At 41.4% G+C, this 16,604-nt stretch carries 20 protein-coding genes; 5 read left to right on the top strand and 15 right to left on the bottom strand.

The genetic code is table 11. From position 1 onward, the window contains the following. Position 1 precedes the first annotated feature (1 nt). The 14 genes from HY035_11375 to HY035_11310 form a co-directional block, all read right to left on the bottom strand. Entirely contained in the window at positions 2-1,393 is a 1,392-nt protein-coding gene (locus tag HY035_11375; GenBank protein MBI3378982.1) for an FAD-dependent oxidoreductase, read from the bottom strand. Between the two features lie 130 nt (positions 1,394-1,523). Then, on the bottom strand, positions 1,524-1,985 hold the full coding sequence (locus tag HY035_11370; GenBank protein MBI3378981.1) for a universal stress protein: 462 nt from the start codon (positions 1,983-1,985) through the stop codon (positions 1,524-1,526). Positions 1,986-2,021: 36 nt separating this feature from the next. Further along, a complete protein-coding gene (locus tag HY035_11365) occupies positions 2,022-2,234 on the bottom strand; it encodes a hypothetical protein (protein MBI3378980.1) in 213 nt (70 codons plus the stop codon). A gap of 33 nt (positions 2,235-2,267) precedes the next feature. Further along, entirely contained in the window at positions 2,268-2,519 is a 252-nt protein-coding gene (locus HY035_11360; GenBank protein MBI3378979.1) for a sulfurtransferase TusA family protein, read from the bottom strand. A 49-nt stretch (positions 2,520-2,568) separates the two neighbouring features. Then, entirely contained in the window at positions 2,569-4,008 is a 1,440-nt protein-coding gene (locus tag HY035_11355) for a YeeE/YedE family protein (GenBank protein ID MBI3378978.1), read from the bottom strand. Positions 4,009-4,057: 49 nt separating this feature from the next. Continuing rightward, complete coding sequence (locus HY035_11350; GenBank protein ID MBI3378977.1) at positions 4,058-4,294, bottom strand: hypothetical protein; 237 nt, start codon at positions 4,292-4,294, stop codon at positions 4,058-4,060. Between the two features lie 89 nt (positions 4,295-4,383). Beyond that, positions 4,384-6,036, bottom strand: coding sequence for a glycosyltransferase family 39 protein (locus HY035_11345; protein MBI3378976.1), 1,653 nt, complete (start codon positions 6,034-6,036; stop codon positions 4,384-4,386). A gap of 169 nt (positions 6,037-6,205) precedes the next feature. Then, a complete protein-coding gene (locus HY035_11340; protein MBI3378975.1) occupies positions 6,206-7,159 on the bottom strand; it encodes a sulfurtransferase in 954 nt (317 codons plus the stop codon). 186 nt (positions 7,160-7,345) lie between these two features. Next, positions 7,346-7,507, bottom strand: a complete 162-nt coding sequence (locus HY035_11335; GenBank protein MBI3378974.1) for a hypothetical protein — start codon at positions 7,505-7,507, stop codon at positions 7,346-7,348. 52 nt (positions 7,508-7,559) lie between these two features. Then, a complete protein-coding gene (locus HY035_11330) occupies positions 7,560-7,862 on the bottom strand; it encodes a DsrE family protein (protein ID MBI3378973.1) in 303 nt (100 codons plus the stop codon). 62 nt (positions 7,863-7,924) lie between these two features. Then, complete coding sequence (locus tag HY035_11325; GenBank protein ID MBI3378972.1) at positions 7,925-8,194, bottom strand: hypothetical protein; 270 nt, start codon at positions 8,192-8,194, stop codon at positions 7,925-7,927. A gap of 89 nt (positions 8,195-8,283) precedes the next feature. Then, the gene (gene waaF / locus HY035_11320; protein MBI3378971.1) at positions 8,284-9,312 is read right to left on the bottom strand and encodes a lipopolysaccharide heptosyltransferase II; all 1,029 of its coding nucleotides are present in this window, start codon (positions 9,310-9,312) and stop codon (positions 8,284-8,286) included. Positions 9,313-9,408: 96 nt separating this feature from the next. Then, positions 9,409-9,894, bottom strand: a complete 486-nt coding sequence (locus HY035_11315; GenBank protein MBI3378970.1) for a ferritin family protein — start codon at positions 9,892-9,894, stop codon at positions 9,409-9,411. A 155-nt stretch (positions 9,895-10,049) separates the two neighbouring features. Next, on the bottom strand, positions 10,050-10,544 hold the full coding sequence (locus HY035_11310) for a ferritin family protein (protein MBI3378969.1): 495 nt from the start codon (positions 10,542-10,544) through the stop codon (positions 10,050-10,052). A gap of 305 nt (positions 10,545-10,849) precedes the next feature. On the opposite strand from HY035_11310, the gene HY035_11305 reads away from it, so the two are divergent. Continuing rightward, complete coding sequence (locus tag HY035_11305) at positions 10,850-11,365, top strand: NUDIX domain-containing protein (GenBank protein MBI3378968.1); 516 nt, start codon at positions 10,850-10,852, stop codon at positions 11,363-11,365. Here HY035_11305 and HY035_11300 read toward each other — a convergent pair. Continuing rightward, a complete protein-coding gene (locus HY035_11300; protein MBI3378967.1) occupies positions 11,362-11,997 on the bottom strand; it encodes a radical SAM protein in 636 nt (211 codons plus the stop codon). The genes HY035_11305 and HY035_11300 overlap by 4 nt on opposite strands. A gap of 102 nt (positions 11,998-12,099) precedes the next feature. Between HY035_11300 and waaF (HY035_11295) the strand changes: the two genes are divergently transcribed. From waaF (HY035_11295) to HY035_11280, 4 genes are read left to right on the top strand one after another with little or no spacing between them, the layout of a single operon-like run. Beyond that, complete coding sequence (waaF, locus tag HY035_11295; GenBank protein MBI3378966.1) at positions 12,100-13,641, top strand: lipopolysaccharide heptosyltransferase II; 1,542 nt, start codon at positions 12,100-12,102, stop codon at positions 13,639-13,641. 17 nt (positions 13,642-13,658) lie between these two features. Further along, positions 13,659-14,462: a 4-hydroxy-tetrahydrodipicolinate reductase gene (gene dapB, locus HY035_11290; GenBank protein MBI3378965.1), complete on the top strand. Its 804-nt coding sequence runs from the start codon at positions 13,659-13,661 to the stop codon at positions 14,460-14,462. A 20-nt stretch (positions 14,463-14,482) separates the two neighbouring features. Further along, positions 14,483-15,469 carry a glycosyltransferase gene (locus HY035_11285; protein MBI3378964.1) on the top strand — a complete coding sequence of 329 codons (987 nt, stop codon included), beginning with the start codon at positions 14,483-14,485 and terminating at the stop codon, positions 15,467-15,469. Between the two features lie 15 nt (positions 15,470-15,484). Then, on the top strand, positions 15,485-16,567 hold the full coding sequence (locus HY035_11280; GenBank protein ID MBI3378963.1) for a radical SAM protein: 1,083 nt from the start codon (positions 15,485-15,487) through the stop codon (positions 16,565-16,567). Positions 16,568-16,604: the final 37 nt, after the last annotated feature.

Here is a 16,604-nt window from a genome sequence, read left to right as displayed (position 1 = left end):
TTTAGCTGATAGCTGACAGCTGACAGCTGACAGCTTTTATAATCTTTTCCGCTGTTTTTATTCCTGATTCTATGGCATGGTCCATGTTGTAATATCTGAACATCCCGCTCCTGCCTGTGATATGGAGATTTTTGAACCTGCCAAGATAATCATATATTTCATCACATCTTTCCTTGTATCCTACCTCAAACAACGGATAAGCATTCAGTACTTTTACCACAACGCTGCCTATTATCTCATGCTTTTTGACAAACCCCATGTTCTCCAGATTTTCAACGGTGATTGCGGTAAGCTCCTCATCGCTTTTGTTCCATATCCCCTCGCCTTTGAAGCTGAAAAACTCTGCCACAAGAATAGTCTTGCCCTCCGGCGCCATTTTTTCGCTCCAGTTCGTAGGCTCGTGCAGTCTGCCAAAAGGTATCTTCTGCTCAGGAATATATATCCATGTCTGGTCTGTAACCCTTTTCCTGTTTATCATCACAGCAACTATCACAAGGTCCCGGAATCTGAGTTTTGAGGCGGCGGTCAAGATATTTTCAGGAGGAGCAGGGCGCAGCATGTTTACCAGTTTTGTTATCGGTATGCTTGATATAAATTCAATTCCGTTTTCTTCAACAAACTGCTTACGGTTATTTATTACGATACTCTCCACTTTAAAATCTGAATGGTTTATTCGCTCTATGCGTGAATCTGTGAGGACACTGTTGTTCCCTGCCTCTATATCCTCTTTGAGCCTGTCAGAAATACGGCCAATGCCCAACTGAGGGTACAGAAAAACATCAACAAGAGAAGGCACATCTCTTCCGTTAAGTTTGAAAAATGCGTTTTTAACTGCGCTTGCCAGCGACAATCCCCTGATGCGCTGCGCAACCCATTCTGCGCTTATCCTGCTGCAGTCAATACCCCATACCTTTTCACTGTATTCCTTGAAGTAGATATTAAACATCTTCCGCCCGAAGTTGCCGACCACCCAGTCCTCAAGGGAAATGTTCTGAGATTTCCTTACAAGGTTTTTTATTTTCTCAGCAGCATAATCAAGCAATATCTCTATTGTAGTGGATATGCCAAGGCCGAATATTGCATTCAAAGGCTTTAGCGGATAATCAAAGTATTTATTCCGCATGTAGATTTTGCTTTTGCGCTGAACAGAGATCAGCTCTTCCCTCATTAGTTCTTTTACAAAATTATTTAGTTCTCTGTCCTTTGTGAAAAACCTGTGCCCGCCGAGGTCAAACCTGAACCCGTTGTGAATTATTGTTTTTGAAAGCCCGCCAACAGTAGAATCACTTTCAAATACCTTAACGCTGAGACCTGCCTTGGTTAAGACATATCCCGCAGAAAGCCCGGTAAGACCTCCCCCTAATATTATGATTTTGTCTTTTGTATTATCCAAGTTTTCCTGAAACAGCATTTAACAGCATAATGTTTTTATTTTTGAATCTCATTATGGCTTAATTCGATAAAAAAATACCCTGCAGTTTGAATCGCAAGGTATTTTTTAATTGCAACCTACACAATAAAAATTACTTCACAATCAATACTGGAACCTCCGCATTATTAGCCACTTCCCGGCTGACGCTTCCCATAAATCTGTGCGAAATCCTTTTGCCTCTCGACCCGACAATTATCATGTCCACGTTTTCTTTTTTAGCGGTCTTGAGAATTTCTTCAGCAGGATGACCTTTCCTGATTACAGTCTTTATTCCGGTTACTCCTTTATTCTCAAGAGCCTTCTTGTAATAATTCAAAATCTTTTGTGCCTTTTCGTCCAGAGCTTCCTGATATTCCGTTCCTTTCAGCACTTCTTCAAGGGTGAACATTTCAGCGTCGCCAAGCATTTCATTAATTAAGGACCTGCCCTCGAATTTCTCGACGAAAACCAGCACTGTTTTTTCCGGCTGAATGCAAGAACATACATTACTGCACACAGAAAAAGCATTCTTGGTACCCTTCGTATCGTCAACTGCAATCAATACTTTTTTCATTTTCTCACCTGCTATTTTTAGTTAATACGCTGAGTTTTATTTGCCATACCCGCCTGCTGCCGGTGCTGAGCCATACCCGCCTGCTGCCGGTGCTGAGCCATACCCGCCTGCTGCCGGTGCTGAGCCATACCCGCCTGCTGCTCCTTGTCCCTGAGTCTGTGCTGTCATATCATGTTGCTGGCTATAAACGGTTAAAAAACCAAGTATAGCAACAACAATCACAACAATAATCACCAGAGGTGTTTTCATTTAGCCCTCCTCAATTTATTAAAGGGAAAAATCTTATCCCTTTTTGATCTTCAAATATATTTTGCCGCCTTCTGTTTTTTTATCCAGCACATCATGCCCTACCTGGTCGCACATCTGGGATATAGTTTCAACAGACGAAGGATTATCAAGTATAATCTCTACTACATCACCCTCATTCATTTTTTCGAGAGACTTTTTGGCATATATCTGGGGATGCGGGCAGACGTAACCGCAAACATCCAGCATATATGTTCCGTCACCTTTTTTCTCAAATTTCATAGCCATAACAAACTTCCTCCTTAATTTTGAGTTTTAAATTTTGAATTTTGAATTTTCAAAATGCTTCCATTTCTTTGGCCATTTTTCTTTCTGACCACCAGTTAAAGAACTTAACTCCGACAAAGGCGCCTGCCACCATGCCAGCGCCATACAGCCAGCCACTGGGATCTCCACCGGCAACTCTGATAAAAAAGGCCCCTATATTGCATCCCAATGCAGGCCTTGAGCCAACACCCATGAGTATTCCGCCGAGAAGACCCCATACAATCAGTTCGCCCTTCGGCAATTTAAACTTGAATTCATTGTTCAGCCGTGCCATTACCATAGCTCCAAAGACGATACCCAAAGACATCCAGAGAGCAGGGTTACGCCATGGGTCTGGAAGACCGTTATTGATACCAAAGAATATATTATCGCGCATATTCCAGCCTAATTTATCGAGAATCCATCCGCCAAGCTGGCCTTCCTGACTGGTTATATACCAGTATCCAGGATCAAAAACAGTACCCTTTATGCTGGTATCGGCAGCATGTCCCATCCTTGTTAACAGCTCCCCGAAATTTGCAATACCAAATTTAATCTGCATTCCCTTCATCACAAAAATATGGAGTCCTGCCACGATGCCGATTATCACACCCATAATGGTTGTCCTCTTGGATGCAGTTATCATATTCCAGATGCCTGCAATCTCATCACTGAAACCGGTTACTCCGCCTTTTGCTTTGGCCCTTTTCTTCATAAAGCCTTTTCTGCTCCAGACAGTATAGATAACGAGAAGAAGAATTACTGCAGGAATTAACGCGTTCAAAAGGGAGTCGCCGACAAAATACTTTAGCGCACCAGGTAAGGCTTCTGATATAGCCTTTGTATGAGACAACTGAAGGGTCGGCTGGTTCCAGACATAGCCTGCAAGATATGTGTCAAATGATGAGGTCATTTTATCGGGAGGCAGCCCTTTTGCTGCCGCTGAAACTACCCAGCTCTGAGGGATTAGGAAATTGAACCATTTGACATCAACGAATATCGCCTGTCCTATACAAAGTCCGAAAAATGCTGCCAGGAAAGACGTGCCATTCCCTTCACCGATCTTATACAGAGAACCAGAGGCACAACCTCCGGCAAGAACCATTCCCACACCGAATATGAGACCTGATATCAATGTATGTATCCCAAATGGAGCTGGATGAAAGGTACTCATGTTGGTTGATGCAAGAGTTGCTTGTATAAGGCTAAAAAATACAAGCGCTACCAGAATACCGACAGCCATTCTCGGGACACCTGCAGCGAAAAGGTCTCTTGAAGCCGAGGCAAAACAGAATCTTCCGTACTGAAGCATCATCCCGTAGGCAAATCCAAACCAGATGTAAGCTATAAGGTACATGTAATATACATTTACCTTATAGTAGATAAGGCTTATAAGGATCATGATACCTGTGATTACAAAAGCCCATATCTGATTTTTTCTTTGACTCGTATCTACCGTTGTTGTTTCCACAGACTTTTTCCCTCCTTATTAACTATTTCTTAATCGCGAGTTACCTATTTTAGAATTTTTTCCAGTTACCTCCCCCCTTATCTTTTTTTATCCTTTTATTCACCTCTTCAAGAAACTTGTTCAGGTCTATACCTCTCTCCTCAGCCATCCTCGCAATAGTCCAGTTAAGGCCTTCGTCGCCGCAACCGCAGATGCCCATCTCAAGAAAATAATCTGTGAGTTCAGGGAAATCTCTCAGAATCTCTTTCAGTCTGTGAGAGGCATTTATTCCCTTTGTTTCATCCATCAACCATGTATCTCTTTTGAGGTTGAGGATTTAACATAAACCTATTTTTTAGCAGAGCGAATTATATTAGCATAACCACAGATTTTTTCTCAATTATAGTAAACTGCAACCACTGTCCTAAAACGAAACACTCCCTCCGATATCTCAAATACCTTAGATCTGGTGTACTCTTTTATCCTCTGTTCAATATAATCAGGAAATGCCTCCATGTTACTTGATATTACCAACACAGTCCTTTTTGAATCTTCACTGTTAGCGGTATAGTATTCTGGATTTTTATATTCCCATGTGAACCTCAATGACGACTTCTCAAAATCCTTTGGTGGAGGAAAAAAATCCTTGTCATAATGATAGATAATTTTTTTCTTTGTAAACAAATCAAGAATAGGCACAGAGATCGCAGGGTTGACATCGGGATTCTTTGACTGAAGAGTAAACACCTCAATCTCAGAGGCATCAAGCGAATTCAAAAAACTGCCTGCGTTTTTTATGTTTACCACACTCATTTTCTGGAGAAAAGGAAGGTATGCAAGAACTGCAATAAGAAGCGAAAAGATAACCGTATATGAAGCAATAAACCTTATAATGCGCCTGTCTTTTATCTCCCGCAGGCCATAGGATGCCATTAATGTCAGCAGCGGGAATATCATTATGATGTATCGTATCCTTTTTATCTGAAATAAAAGTATAAATATTATCAGCCAGCTTATAATCGCATACTTAACATCTCTTCTCTTTAAGGCAATATAAATAGAATATATCGCAGAAACAGTAATAAAGGGATGAATCTGAAAAAAGAAGGTGGAAATAAAACTCTCTTCCCAGCGTTTCAGTCCGGGCTGCTGATAATTCAATAAGAGTTTAATCTGATTCAGGAAGACATCAGATTTATACCAGAAAACTACTCCTATTAATATGCCGGAAATCACTACAACCACAAATCCTCTTCTCCATGATGCATGATTATCCTGCATCTTTAGTTTTGAGCGTTGAACGCTGTAAACCACAAATATAACTGCCAAAATAGAAAGCATCGGCCATGTTGAATACTTTGAAAAAAATGCCGTGAACACGGCAACAGACGAAAATAGAAGCCATATTCCCCCTCGATTTAAAGCCATTATAAAAGTAAAAATTGAAAGCGTTAAAAAAAACATTGCAGGCACATCAACAAGCATGAGTGATATCTGAGAAAATAGGTATGGGATGCCGAGCAGAAGCACCCCTCCATAAAAACCAACTGTCTCATCCCATAATGTTTTTCCTATGTTATACGTGAGCACAACGGTAAGAGAAAATAGAAGCGTGGTAAATGCCTGGATATAAATCCTGGACTCTCCGAAAAGCTTAAATATCAGTCCATAAAGAAAAGGAATGAGGGGCAGGTCAGTCCATATATTAATATCCCTGCCCCATTCTCTAAAGAAATATCCAATTCCATAGACATCAAGGTGTTTTGCCTGAGTGAAATACCGCGATGCATCCACAATAACCTCCGGCGCTTTCCAAAAAGGCATTACAGAAATAAATGACAGTAAAAAAAGAAATACAGATGGACTGAACTTTGGGAAAGAAAGTCTTGTAAGCATATATGCAAAGATAATCCCGGAAATTATGATTAAAGAAAATTCTATGATATTAAAACTGCTGAATGTCCACAACCATGAGGTCAGCCTGTTATCGTCAATTCCTCTGAGAACAAAAAGAATAAGAAAACTGAAAAATGTCAGAAGGGAAATCAAAAAAAACTCAATCCTTTTAGAAGCATGGGGGTCCACTCGAGCTGTTTTATCTAACATGAGTTATTTTATCTGACAACCTCTCTTTTTGCAAAAAAATAGGAGGCGATTTCGCCTCCTATTTTGACTCTAAGTAATTTTCAGCTAAAGGACCAATTTAGCAGGTCAGCAATTACTTTTCAATAGGTGTGTCTTCTCTGTTGCCCCAGATTATCCATGAATCATCATAATTGGCTAAATTCTTGAATCCCATCATTTTGAACTCTAAATATGTAAGTGTGGAACGGGTGCCTGTCTGGCAGAGAGGTATGGTCCTCTTGTTCTTGTCCAGTTTGCCGAAAAGCTTCTCAAGTTCTTCAGCAGACTTAATCATCCCTGTCTTCTTATCATAGGTCTCAGTATGAGAGACATTCATCGTTGTCTTGGGGATATGTCCGCCCCTCTTTGCCCTCATATCTGTTCCTGCATATTCTCCAGGTGTCCTTGAGTCCACAATCTGAACGTTTTTAATCTCGCCTTTGGCAACCTTCAAAACTTCATCTGTAGTAGCTATTCTGTTTTTCATAAGATGTGCCATATATTTAGCAGGTGGAAGTTTTTTCTCTGCTGTATCCAGCTTCTTTCCAGCAGTTTCCCAAGCCTCAATGCCGCCGTTAAGGAAACGGACATCCTTCTGCCCTAAGTATTCAAGTATCCAGAAACCGACAGTAGCATGGGTAATTCTTTTTGCATCAGCATAAACCACTACAGTCTTGTCGCTGCTTATCCCGGCATCACCGAGGATTTTCTCATATTTTGCCACATCAGTATTCTCCTTCGCATCCTTAAAAACAACCGATTGTTCCTTTGTCCTCAAGACCTTTGAACAATCGCCGCCGAGGTTTATTGCGCCAGGGATATGTCCATCAGCATAACCCTTTAACTTTTCGCCAGTTTTTTTATCTTCTGTCTCTTTTGCATCACGGCAGTCGAGTACAATCCAATCCTTGTGTTTCTCGATGTCTGCCGGGGTTACTAATAACTCCGGGTGTTTAAATTGAGCAGCGTAAGTCTGTGCAGTGAAAAATAGAAAAACACCGACCATTAAAAAAATGAACTTCAACACTTTACCATCTCTAAGCATCATTGCCTCCTGTTTTTGTTAAATTTTTTACTAAATGAGAAGCCGAAACCCCGAACTTAAAACCTCTACAATTCAATCTCACCCCCCCGTCCTGAAAATTTAAGGCTTTAGCTTTAAATTAAAGCTTCTCAACCCTCGGTAAAGGACAGTATATCTTTTGATTATTAACAAGTCAAGTGTAATTTGCCGTTACCATGATATCACTTTATCATACGAAAAAATATCAGCAACAATACTTTCATAAGACGCTTCCTTCTTTGGAAGGTCAATAACCTTAACCTCATTACTTTTTGACTGTATGCAGATTATCTCATCTGATAATTTAGTCTGTCCATCATTAAGAATATGCAATATTTTCATTGTTTCGTCCCCTTTTTTAATTTTTACCTTCTTAAATATAATCTTAAAGCACTATAACTCTGTCAGAGATGTTCACCATAATTGCATTATTATACTGGCTGCCGCATATTACATCTTGCGGGATCCCATCTTTTGAGATCCCCATCCCTGTGGCGTTATGGTCGCAAAAGCTCATTTTGACATTAGGTGTCTTGCACAGGCTGGTAAACGCAGGATTCTCAAGGAGTTTAACACCGTCAGCCATTGTGAATACGGTTACCTCGTGTCCTTTCGATGCAGCAGCCTTCGCTATACCGACTACATCATCAAGATGCCTGTCGCTTATTACATGTATACCAAGCTTCATATCTCCTCCTTACATGAATTTTTGTCTATAATGTTTGTGTCTTAAATTAAAAACAACACCGGTTAATACGGAATCACAACATCATATTCTGTCAGAGCGCGTGCAATCTCTTCAGTGGTCATCTGCTCAAATTTATTCTCCGGGTTATTGGAAAATATCTTTGCATCCATATCACCGAGGGTTTCCACATTAAGGTTAGTATTCTCATCTGACGGAAGTTTTTTATCCATAACAAACACGCTCACTGCATTGTCCTCAAGTGTCAGCCCTACAGACATTCTCAGCGCCTCGTGCTGCCTGTTCCTTACAAGTACTGCGACTTTTTTTGTCATCTTTCCCTCCAATCACCAGTTTATAAACCCGGATTTTCCGTAATATTAAATTAAGGAATAGTGCAAAGTCAATAGAACTTCGCTATGCGTTAATATCCGCTCCGCCTGATAGCATCTGCTACTTCTCTGACGCTTATCATTTCCATACACTGAACGGCTCTGCAATTCTTTCTGTAACACGGAGAGCATTCAAGCCCTTTCCTGATTATGACATGCGATTTACCGTAAGGGCCTGTTCTTAGCGGATTAGTAGGCCCGAATATTGCAAATACAGGAACATTGAGCGCAGCAGCGATATGCATTGGTCCTGAGTCATTTGTGACTACAAATCTTGCATTTCTTATTACCTCTATAAGCACTTTCAGCGTTGTCTTGCCTACAGCGGATATGGCATTGCCATCGGAATTCCTGATGACAATACTTGCTATATCAGCATCTGATTCTCCGCCCACAATGATTGATTTCACCTGCATCATTGATGAGAGTTGTCCGAATCGCTCAGGAAACCACCTCTTTGTCTGCCATCTTGCGCCCGGGACTATAACAGCATATCTTTCAGGGAGTTGAAAGTTAAGGGTTGAAAGTTGGGACTTAAAAGACAGAGGGAAAGGAAATTTTATATCGGAGATGTCGCACCCGATAAATTTTGCTATCTCAAGATACCTGTCCACTGCATGAACATCCTTGCCTGCCTTAACAGTGTGTGTATAAAATATCCTGCTGCCTTCCCTCGCCTCTTTAAAACCTATTCTCACAGGTGCGCCTGTTGCCTTTGCAAGAATCCCGCTTCTGAGAAGGCCCTGCAGGTCCATAACAATATCGTATTTCTCTGCCTTTAAAGATTTAAACAAAGACCTCAGTTCTTTTATCGTAGTCCCTGCGCCCTTAACCCTCTTCCAATCATCCTTGTTAATAATCCAGAGCTTGTTTATCATCGGATGCCCCTCAAGGAGACCCTCAAGTCCTTTTGCGATAATCCAGTGAATCTCTGCTCTGGGGAAACTGTCTCTGAGGGCATTCAGAAACGGAAGACTGTGAACAACATCTCCCAACGAACTCGGTTTTATGACAAGAATTTTCCGGGGCGGTTTTTTGAGTTTTAAAACATCCATAGCCATCGTACTATATTTTACAACATCAGATTCAAAATATTTTTAGGCCTGAACCTTAGGCTCTATAAAGTCTTAACTTGTCGTTATTTATGCCCAGTGCGTTCATCCTTCAACAATGCTGTGCTCTTCCCACATAAACCAGTTTCCGGTGTCGGAAAGGAAAGAATAGGAATTTGCGAAGATACGGTAATGCCGCTCTTCCTCTTTTATCAGCCTGTCAAAGAGAGCCTTTTCTTTTTCAGTCTTTGCCTCTGACAGCGCTTTCTTATAAAACTCAATTCCTTCCTTTTCCATCTGTGATGCAATCCTGAAGGCCTCAAGTTCATTATCCATTGCTTCAACTTTTTTCATCATCTCATTCTTCATTGATTCAAATACAATCTTTACATTGCCGGTTGGACTAACATCGCCGACTTTTATATCAAGTCCCTTGAATATCTGCGTAAGCATATTAAGATGCCTTTTTTCATCCTCTCTTATTGTAAGGAACATTTTTTTGCCGACAGGATTTTTTGTCTTCTCCGATGCCTCCTTATAGAATTTTATTGCGTCTGTCTCCATCTTGATAGCTATCTCAATTGCATTCATAAGAACCTCCCTCATAAATTTTAAAACAAAAGATTGCTTCGCTACGCTCGCAATGACAGGATTGATACTGCTATTTTGTCATTGCGAGGAGCCCCGATAAAATCGGGGCGACGTGGCAATCTCATCTCATCATAGATAAAGAGATAACTCTTCATCTATGATGTCTCACCAAGTCTCTGCCTTATCTTTTTCAGATATTCAATATGCTTGGTTTCCTGTTCTGACATTTCCTGAAATACAACCTTTGCATTTGTATCAACAGCGTTCTTTGCAAGCTTGCTGTAAAGGCTGTATGCCTTGCCTTCTATCTCCAGCGCTAAGATCAAAGCTCCCATATCATCTACAAACTCATGCTTCTCAAGTTTTGCCTCAAGGTCTTTCACCGGGATTCCCGCCTCGGTAACAGAAGAATCCGTCTTTTTTGTGAATTTTTCAAAACCTATTACATCTTTGTCTTCATGGATTGATTGGTAAAGGTATCCGATAAAGTCCATATGCTTATGTTCCCATTGAGAAAGTTCTCCAAACATTTTTCTGGCATCATGGTTTAGCGCCTTTGCAGCAGCCTGGGAGTAGAAATCCATTGTGCCCTTTTCCATGAGGTACGCCTCAATAAGCGACTGTATCAGGTCTTCTTTCCCTGTTAACATTATCAATCTCCCAACGTTGCACCCCCCCTATCCCCTCCCATCAAGAAAGGGGAAGTGCCCTCGCCCCTTGTCGGAGAGGGTTAGTGTGAGGGGTTAATATTATTTAAATTTTACAAATTCACTAAGGTCTCTTCTGAATGCCCGCGGAAAAAGCGCTACCCCTGATTAAAAGCTTAGCATATCCGATATTAATGTCAATACCCCGCCTCGCAGCCGGCAGCGCTTTACACCTTTATTTATGAAAGTTATAATATTTAAACCAAAAAAGCGGGAGGGAAATAGTGCCTGATACAACCGAAGAATTCATGGAGATAACTGACAGTCACGGCAAAGCAATCAGTATTGCGCCGAGATCTGAGATACACGGAAATCCCTCTCTAATCCACAGAGTTGTACATGTGCTTGTATTCAACAAAAAAGGAGCACTTTTCCTCCAAAAGCGTTCAGAAACCAAGGATGTAGCTCCCGGCAAATGGGATACGTCAGTTGGAGGGCATGTTAATCCGGGAGAGAATCTGCTTGAGGCGGCAAAAAGGGAAATGGAAGAAGAACTCGGCATATCAGAATGCAACCCTCAGTTCCTCTATTCGTACATTCACACAAACTCTTATGAAACAGAGCTTGCATATACATATTCCTGCGCCTATGACGGCAAAATATCATTTAATAAAGAAGAGATTGATGTGGTTAGGCTTTGGGACATCAGTGAGATAAAAAATCATCTCGGCAGGAATATATTCAGCGACAATTTTGAACATGAAATTTCCACATATCTGCAATTTTCAGGCGGAACGACTGCAGGGCAAACACAGCAGGGCTAAACACCGCGCCTGTCGCTTCCGTAGATATATTTGTGCATCTGAAGATTCAGCCTTACATCAAGCCTGTCTTCAAGCATCCACTTGACAAGTGATTCAGGCAGAAGAATGCCAAAAGCCGGAGAAAAGAACACCTGACATTTAGATCTCAGATTATACTTTTGCATCATATCTTTTGACCACTCATAGTCTGCTCTGCCGGTGATCACGAATTTTATCTCGTCAGTAGGTTTTATGTAATCAAGATTAGAGAGATCCATCTCCTCCCACATGCCGCTGCCGGGCGTTTTTATATCAAGAACAATAACCGCCCTGCTGTCAATATCTTTTATGCTCATAGTGCCGTTTGTCTCTATCAGGACTTTATATCCTTCGCTTATGAGGCGTTCTGTCAGGCGAAAGGTCTCTTCCTGAAGCAGAGGCTCTCCACCTGTGATTGTAACAAGGTGGACGCCTATCAGTTCAACTTCGTTTATGATTTCAGCTTCGGTAAGCTCCACCCCCTCCTCATATGCGTATGCCGTATCACAGTACAAACACCTGAGATTACACCCCGTCAGTCTTATGAAAGTACACGGCATGCCTGCATATGATGATTCGCCCTGTATGCTTGTAAATACCTCGCAGATTTTCATTGTATATTGTCTATTATTTCACAAAAACCACTCAAAACTCAATTCCTCACTCCTACTTAAGCTTAAGTTTTTTTCAGGATTACTAAAATGTTAAACTAAACTATGTTTGACAAAACCTGCAAAAATCTGCTGGTAAGAGGCGTTAACTGGATTGGAGACGCTGTGATGACAATGCCGGCGCTCAGGGCGCTGAGAAAGGAATTGCCGGATACTAAGATATCCCTTCTTGTCAAGCCATGGGTTGCGCCTCTATTTGAAAACAACCCGTTTATAGACGACATTATTCTCTATGAAGATAAATACGGCAGCATAAGCGGTAAATTCAGGCTGTCTGCAGTTCTTAGAACAAAAAGTTTTTGCAGTTCAATACTTTTTCAGAATGCATTTGATGCCGCTTTAATCGTTTTTCTTTCAGGCATACCGCAGAGAATAGGTTATAAGAGGGATTTGAGGGGCTTTCTCCTTACGGATTCAATTCCTTTTAATAATGACGACAGAAAAATCCATCACATAGAATATTACCTGAACATTCTCCGTCAGGCAGGCATAGATGCTGAATTTTCTCTGCCTTATATCTATTTATCTCTCAACGAGAGAATCAGAGCAAGGAATATCCTGAAGGGGCTGAAAAGACCTGTTATCGGCATCAACCCGGGAGCTTCCTATGGGTCAACAAAGAGATGGCAGCCTGAGAAATTTGCAGAGGTCTCAAGAAAAATAATCTCGGAGCTCGGCGGGAGTGTCGTCATATTTGGAGGACAATCTGAAACCGGAATAGCAGAAGAAATCATCAATGAGATCGCTTCTCGTCACTCGTCACTCGTCACTCGTCATTTGTTGAATAAGGCAGGAAAAACAGACCTCAGAGAACTGTCAGCCCTCATATCTGAGTGCGATGTCTTTCTTACAAACGACTCAGGACCGATGCATATTGGTTATGCTGTCAGAACTCCTTTGGTAGCTATATTCGGTTCAACAGACCCTGAATTAACAGGCCCGGTGGGTATAGGAAACACAGTAATCAGAAAAAGTACGGACTGCAGCCCCTGCTTTGAAAGAACATGCGAAAGGGATAAGATGGACTGCATGGACGCTATTACATCTGACAAGGTTTTTGATGCTATAGAGCGTTCTATCCCAAAAAACAAGGCCGTCTTTTTTGACAGGGACGGCACATTGTGCAAAGATGCAGAATATCTGAACAGTTTTGACAATCTGGAAATATTCAAAGAGGTCTCAGGGTTAATACTGCTCAAAGATAAAGGGTATAAACTAATCGGGGTCAGTAACCAGTCCGGTATTGCAAGGGGAATCGTTGACGAAAAATTCACAAAAGAGGTCCACAATATCTTTATAGAGCAATATGGTTTTGATGATTTTTATTACTGCGCTCACCACCCGGATGAACATTGCCCGTGCAGAAAACCAGAGCCTGAAATGCTTCTAAGGGCCAGGACCGAGCACAGCATTGACCTTAAGCAATCCTATGTGATCGGAGACAAAGAGCTTGATATGCTGCTTGCAAAATCAGCAGGCGCAAAAGGCATTCTTGTCCTGACAGGACAGGGCGCTGAATCAGCCAATGCGGATTATGTTGCAAAGGACCTGAATGAAGCAGTAAAATGGATTCTCGGCAATCCCTGAAAATCAAGGAGGTTTTTATGATAAAGATAGCAGTCGCAGGAGCAACAGGAAGAATGGGAAGCAGGATTACGGCTATTTCAAAAGAGTATCCAGAGCTAAAACTTGCAGGGGCCTTTGAAAAGATGGGTCACCCTGCAACAGGAAAGGATATAGGAACAATAACGGGTATAGGTGAAACAGGCGTGATGCTATCAGACAGCCTTGGAAGTATCATTGACAATGCAGACGTAATAATTGATTTTACATCTCCTGCCTCTACAATGGAGAATATCAGGCTTGCATCAAAAAAAAGAAAGGCAATGGTCATAGGCACAACAGGACTGTCAAAGGATGAGATACAGGAAATTGAAATCCTGTCAAAAAACATCCCATGCGTAGTGGCTTCCAATATGAGCACAGGAGTTAATCTGCTTTTGAAAATATTGCAGGACGTGGCAAGGGTCTTGGGCGATGAGTATGATATAGAGATTGTTGAGTCGCATCACAGGCTAAAAAAGGACGCTCCGAGCGGAACCGCTTTAAAGATGGCGCAGGTTATTGCTGATGCGGTAAACAGAAATCTTGATGAAGTGGCGGTTTACGCAAGAAAAGGCATCATAGGCGAAAGAACGAAGAAGGAGATTGGCATACAGACAATACGCGCAGGTGACATTGTAGGAGAGCACACTGTCATGTTCGGAGGGCTCGGAGAGAGAATAGAGATAACGCACAAGGCATCAAGCAGGGACACATTTGCGCGGGGCGCACTAAAGGCTGCAAGCTGGGTCTCAGGAAAACAGGCAGGGCTCTACGACATGCAGGATGTTCTGGGGCTTAAATAGACTGCTGCAACTGCCAGAATATGAATAAACGCATCTCGGTTATTATCCCTAACTACAATGGAAGTTCCACCATCGGCAGATGCCTTGAGGCTGCATTCTCATCTGAATATGACAACTTTGACGTTATAGTCACGGATGACTGCTCAACCGATAATTCGGCAGAGATAATAAAAAAATTTCCGTGCAAATTCATATTCTTGAATAAACACTCAGGGGCATCAAGGGCAAGAAATACTGGCGCAAAGAACAGCGGCGGCGAGATTCTCTTTTTTATTGATGCAGACTGTCTTCTGCAGAAAAATACTCTTGCCTCGGTCAATAAAGCCTTTCTTACAGATGAAGATGCAATCATCGGCGGAACCTATACAGTTATTCCCTATGACAAAGATTTCTTCAGCACGTTTCAGTCAATATTCATAAACTATTCCGAGATGAAAAAAGAGCCTCCTGATTATATACCGACACATGCAATGGTTATCAGCAGAGATATCTTTATGAAAAGCGGAGGATTTCAGGAAAACTTCCTGCCCATACTTGAGGATGTGGAGTTCAGCCACAGGCTCAGAAAGACGGGCTACAAACTCACAATGAACTCTGAGATACTCGTTCGGCATATATTCAATTTTACATTGATAAAATCTCTCAGGAATGCCTACAAAAAAACAAGATACTGGACTGTATATTCACTGAGGAATAAGGATATCTTCAAAGATTCGGGAACGGCTTCATTGGAGCTGAAATTTAACACCGTATCATTTTTTATAAGTGTGCTTTTGCTCTGCCTGTTCGTTTTAACAAATAACTATTTCGCTTTTATCTTTCACGTTATTATCGAGGTTGTTAACATACGCATAATAAACAGAAAACTATTTAGAGCATTCCTTGATGCAAAAGGATTACTTTTCACTTTTTTTTCAGGCATCTACTATATTGCGGTTTACCCTATTGCCGTTGGAATCGGGTCTATTGCCGGCATAACCGATTATCTATTAAAATATAAAAAATAAGAGGATTTATCTGAAATGTATTCGCCCTTTCGCCATCTTAGTTCTGCCTTGAAAAAATCAAGTCCAATCCATCTTACCCTTTTCATCACGCGAAAATGCAATTCAAGATGCCCGTTCTGTTTTTATCTGAAGAGCGCCGAAAGCAGAGTTTCCGCAGAAGAATTGTCTCTGGACGAAATTCAGAAGGTTTCTAAATCTCTTGGCAGCCTGCTTTGGCTCGCATTTTCAGGAGGCGAGATATATCTCAGGGATGACCTTGTTGAGATAAGCAAAGTCTTCTATAAGAATAACAGGCCTGCAATTATGCTTTATCCAACAAACGGACTTCTTCCTGAATTAATTAGAGACCGGACAGAAGAAATACTCAGGCACTGCAAAAAGAGTATGATAGTTGTAAAACTCTCAATTGACGGGTTGAATGAAGAGCATGACAATCTTCGCAATACACCTCACAGCTTTGATAAGACTATGAAGACATATAACCTGCTTGAAAAACTCCTTGAGAAATACCCTAACTTTGAACTTGGAGTCAATACAGTTTTCTGCTCTGAAAATCAGGATTCGATGGACAGGATAATAGATTTCGTGAGCGGGCTGAAAAACATAAAAACGCATACCATTTCTCTGATACGCGGCAGCCTTGAAGATGAAAGCTACAAAAAAATAGATTACAAAAAATATCTTCATGCAATAAAGAGGCTGGAGGAAAACCTGAAGAATAAGACTTCAGCTACATACCGCTTTAAAGGCGCGCGCATCAAAGCTGCGCAGGACATCCTTCAGCGCAGCCTGATACACCGGACTTTGCTTGAGCAAAAAAGACTGAACCCGTGCTATGCGGGCAGGCTGAACCTTGTACTTACAGAAAACGGAGATGTGTATCCATGCGAAATCCTTATGGAAAGACTTGGGAATGTGAAGGATTACGAATATAACATTAAAAAAATCCTGCGCACGGAAAATGCGGAAAAAATACTCGCCTCAATTCAGGACAAAAAATGTTTCTGCACGCACGAATGCTACTTCATGACAAATATCTTGTTTAATCCAAAGCTGTATCCTGCGCTTGCAAAGGAATATTTACAACTGAAATCTTAGTTAGACTAAAAACGTAAGGAGGCTGGGGCTGGATTAA

Source organism: Nitrospirota bacterium (assembly GCA_016195565.1).
Lineage (GTDB): Bacteria > Nitrospirota > Thermodesulfovibrionia > Thermodesulfovibrionales > UBA1546 > UBA1546.
This window is presented reverse-complemented; position numbering and strand designations above follow the sequence as displayed.

Bases quoted from the DNA above. Each gene is read 5' to 3' on its own strand.
- HY035_11310 (MBI3378969.1), bottom strand. From the start codon at position 10,544: ATGTTAACAGGGAAAGAAGACCTGATACAGTCGCTTATTGAGGCGTAC.
- HY035_11305 (MBI3378968.1), top strand. From the start codon at position 10,850: ATGGAGATAACTGACAGTCACGGCAAAGCAATCAGTATTGCGCCGAGA.
- HY035_11370 (MBI3378981.1), bottom strand. From the start codon at position 1,985: ATGAAAAAAGTATTGATTGCAGTTGACGATACGAAGGGTACCAAGAAT.
- HY035_11360 (MBI3378979.1), bottom strand. From the start codon at position 2,519: ATGGCTATGAAATTTGAGAAAAAAGGTGACGGAACATATATGCTGGAT.
- HY035_11350 (MBI3378977.1), bottom strand. From the start codon at position 4,294: ATGGATGAAACAAAGGGAATAAATGCCTCTCACAGACTGAAAGAGATT.
- HY035_11325 (MBI3378972.1), bottom strand. From the start codon at position 8,194: ATGACAAAAAAAGTCGCAGTACTTGTAAGGAACAGGCAGCACGAGGCG.
- HY035_11330 (MBI3378973.1), bottom strand. From the start codon at position 7,862: ATGAAGCTTGGTATACATGTAATAAGCGACAGGCATCTTGATGATGTA.
- HY035_11340 (MBI3378975.1), bottom strand. From the start codon at position 7,159: ATGATGCTTAGAGATGGTAAAGTGTTGAAGTTCATTTTTTTAATGGTC.
- HY035_11300 (MBI3378967.1), bottom strand. From the start codon at position 11,997: ATGAAAATCTGCGAGGTATTTACAAGCATACAGGGCGAATCATCATAT.
- dapB (MBI3378965.1), top strand. From the start codon at position 13,659: ATGATAAAGATAGCAGTCGCAGGAGCAACAGGAAGAATGGGAAGCAGG.
- HY035_11280 (MBI3378963.1), top strand. From the start codon at position 15,485: ATGTATTCGCCCTTTCGCCATCTTAGTTCTGCCTTGAAAAAATCAAGT.
- HY035_11315 (MBI3378970.1), bottom strand. From the start codon at position 9,894: ATGAATGCAATTGAGATAGCTATCAAGATGGAGACAGACGCAATAAAA.
- waaF (MBI3378966.1), top strand. From the start codon at position 12,100: ATGTTTGACAAAACCTGCAAAAATCTGCTGGTAAGAGGCGTTAACTGG.
- HY035_11285 (MBI3378964.1), top strand. From the start codon at position 14,483: ATGAATAAACGCATCTCGGTTATTATCCCTAACTACAATGGAAGTTCC.
- waaF (MBI3378971.1), bottom strand. From the start codon at position 9,312: ATGGCTATGGATGTTTTAAAACTCAAAAAACCGCCCCGGAAAATTCTT.
- HY035_11365 (MBI3378980.1), bottom strand. From the start codon at position 2,234: ATGAAAACACCTCTGGTGATTATTGTTGTGATTGTTGTTGCTATACTT.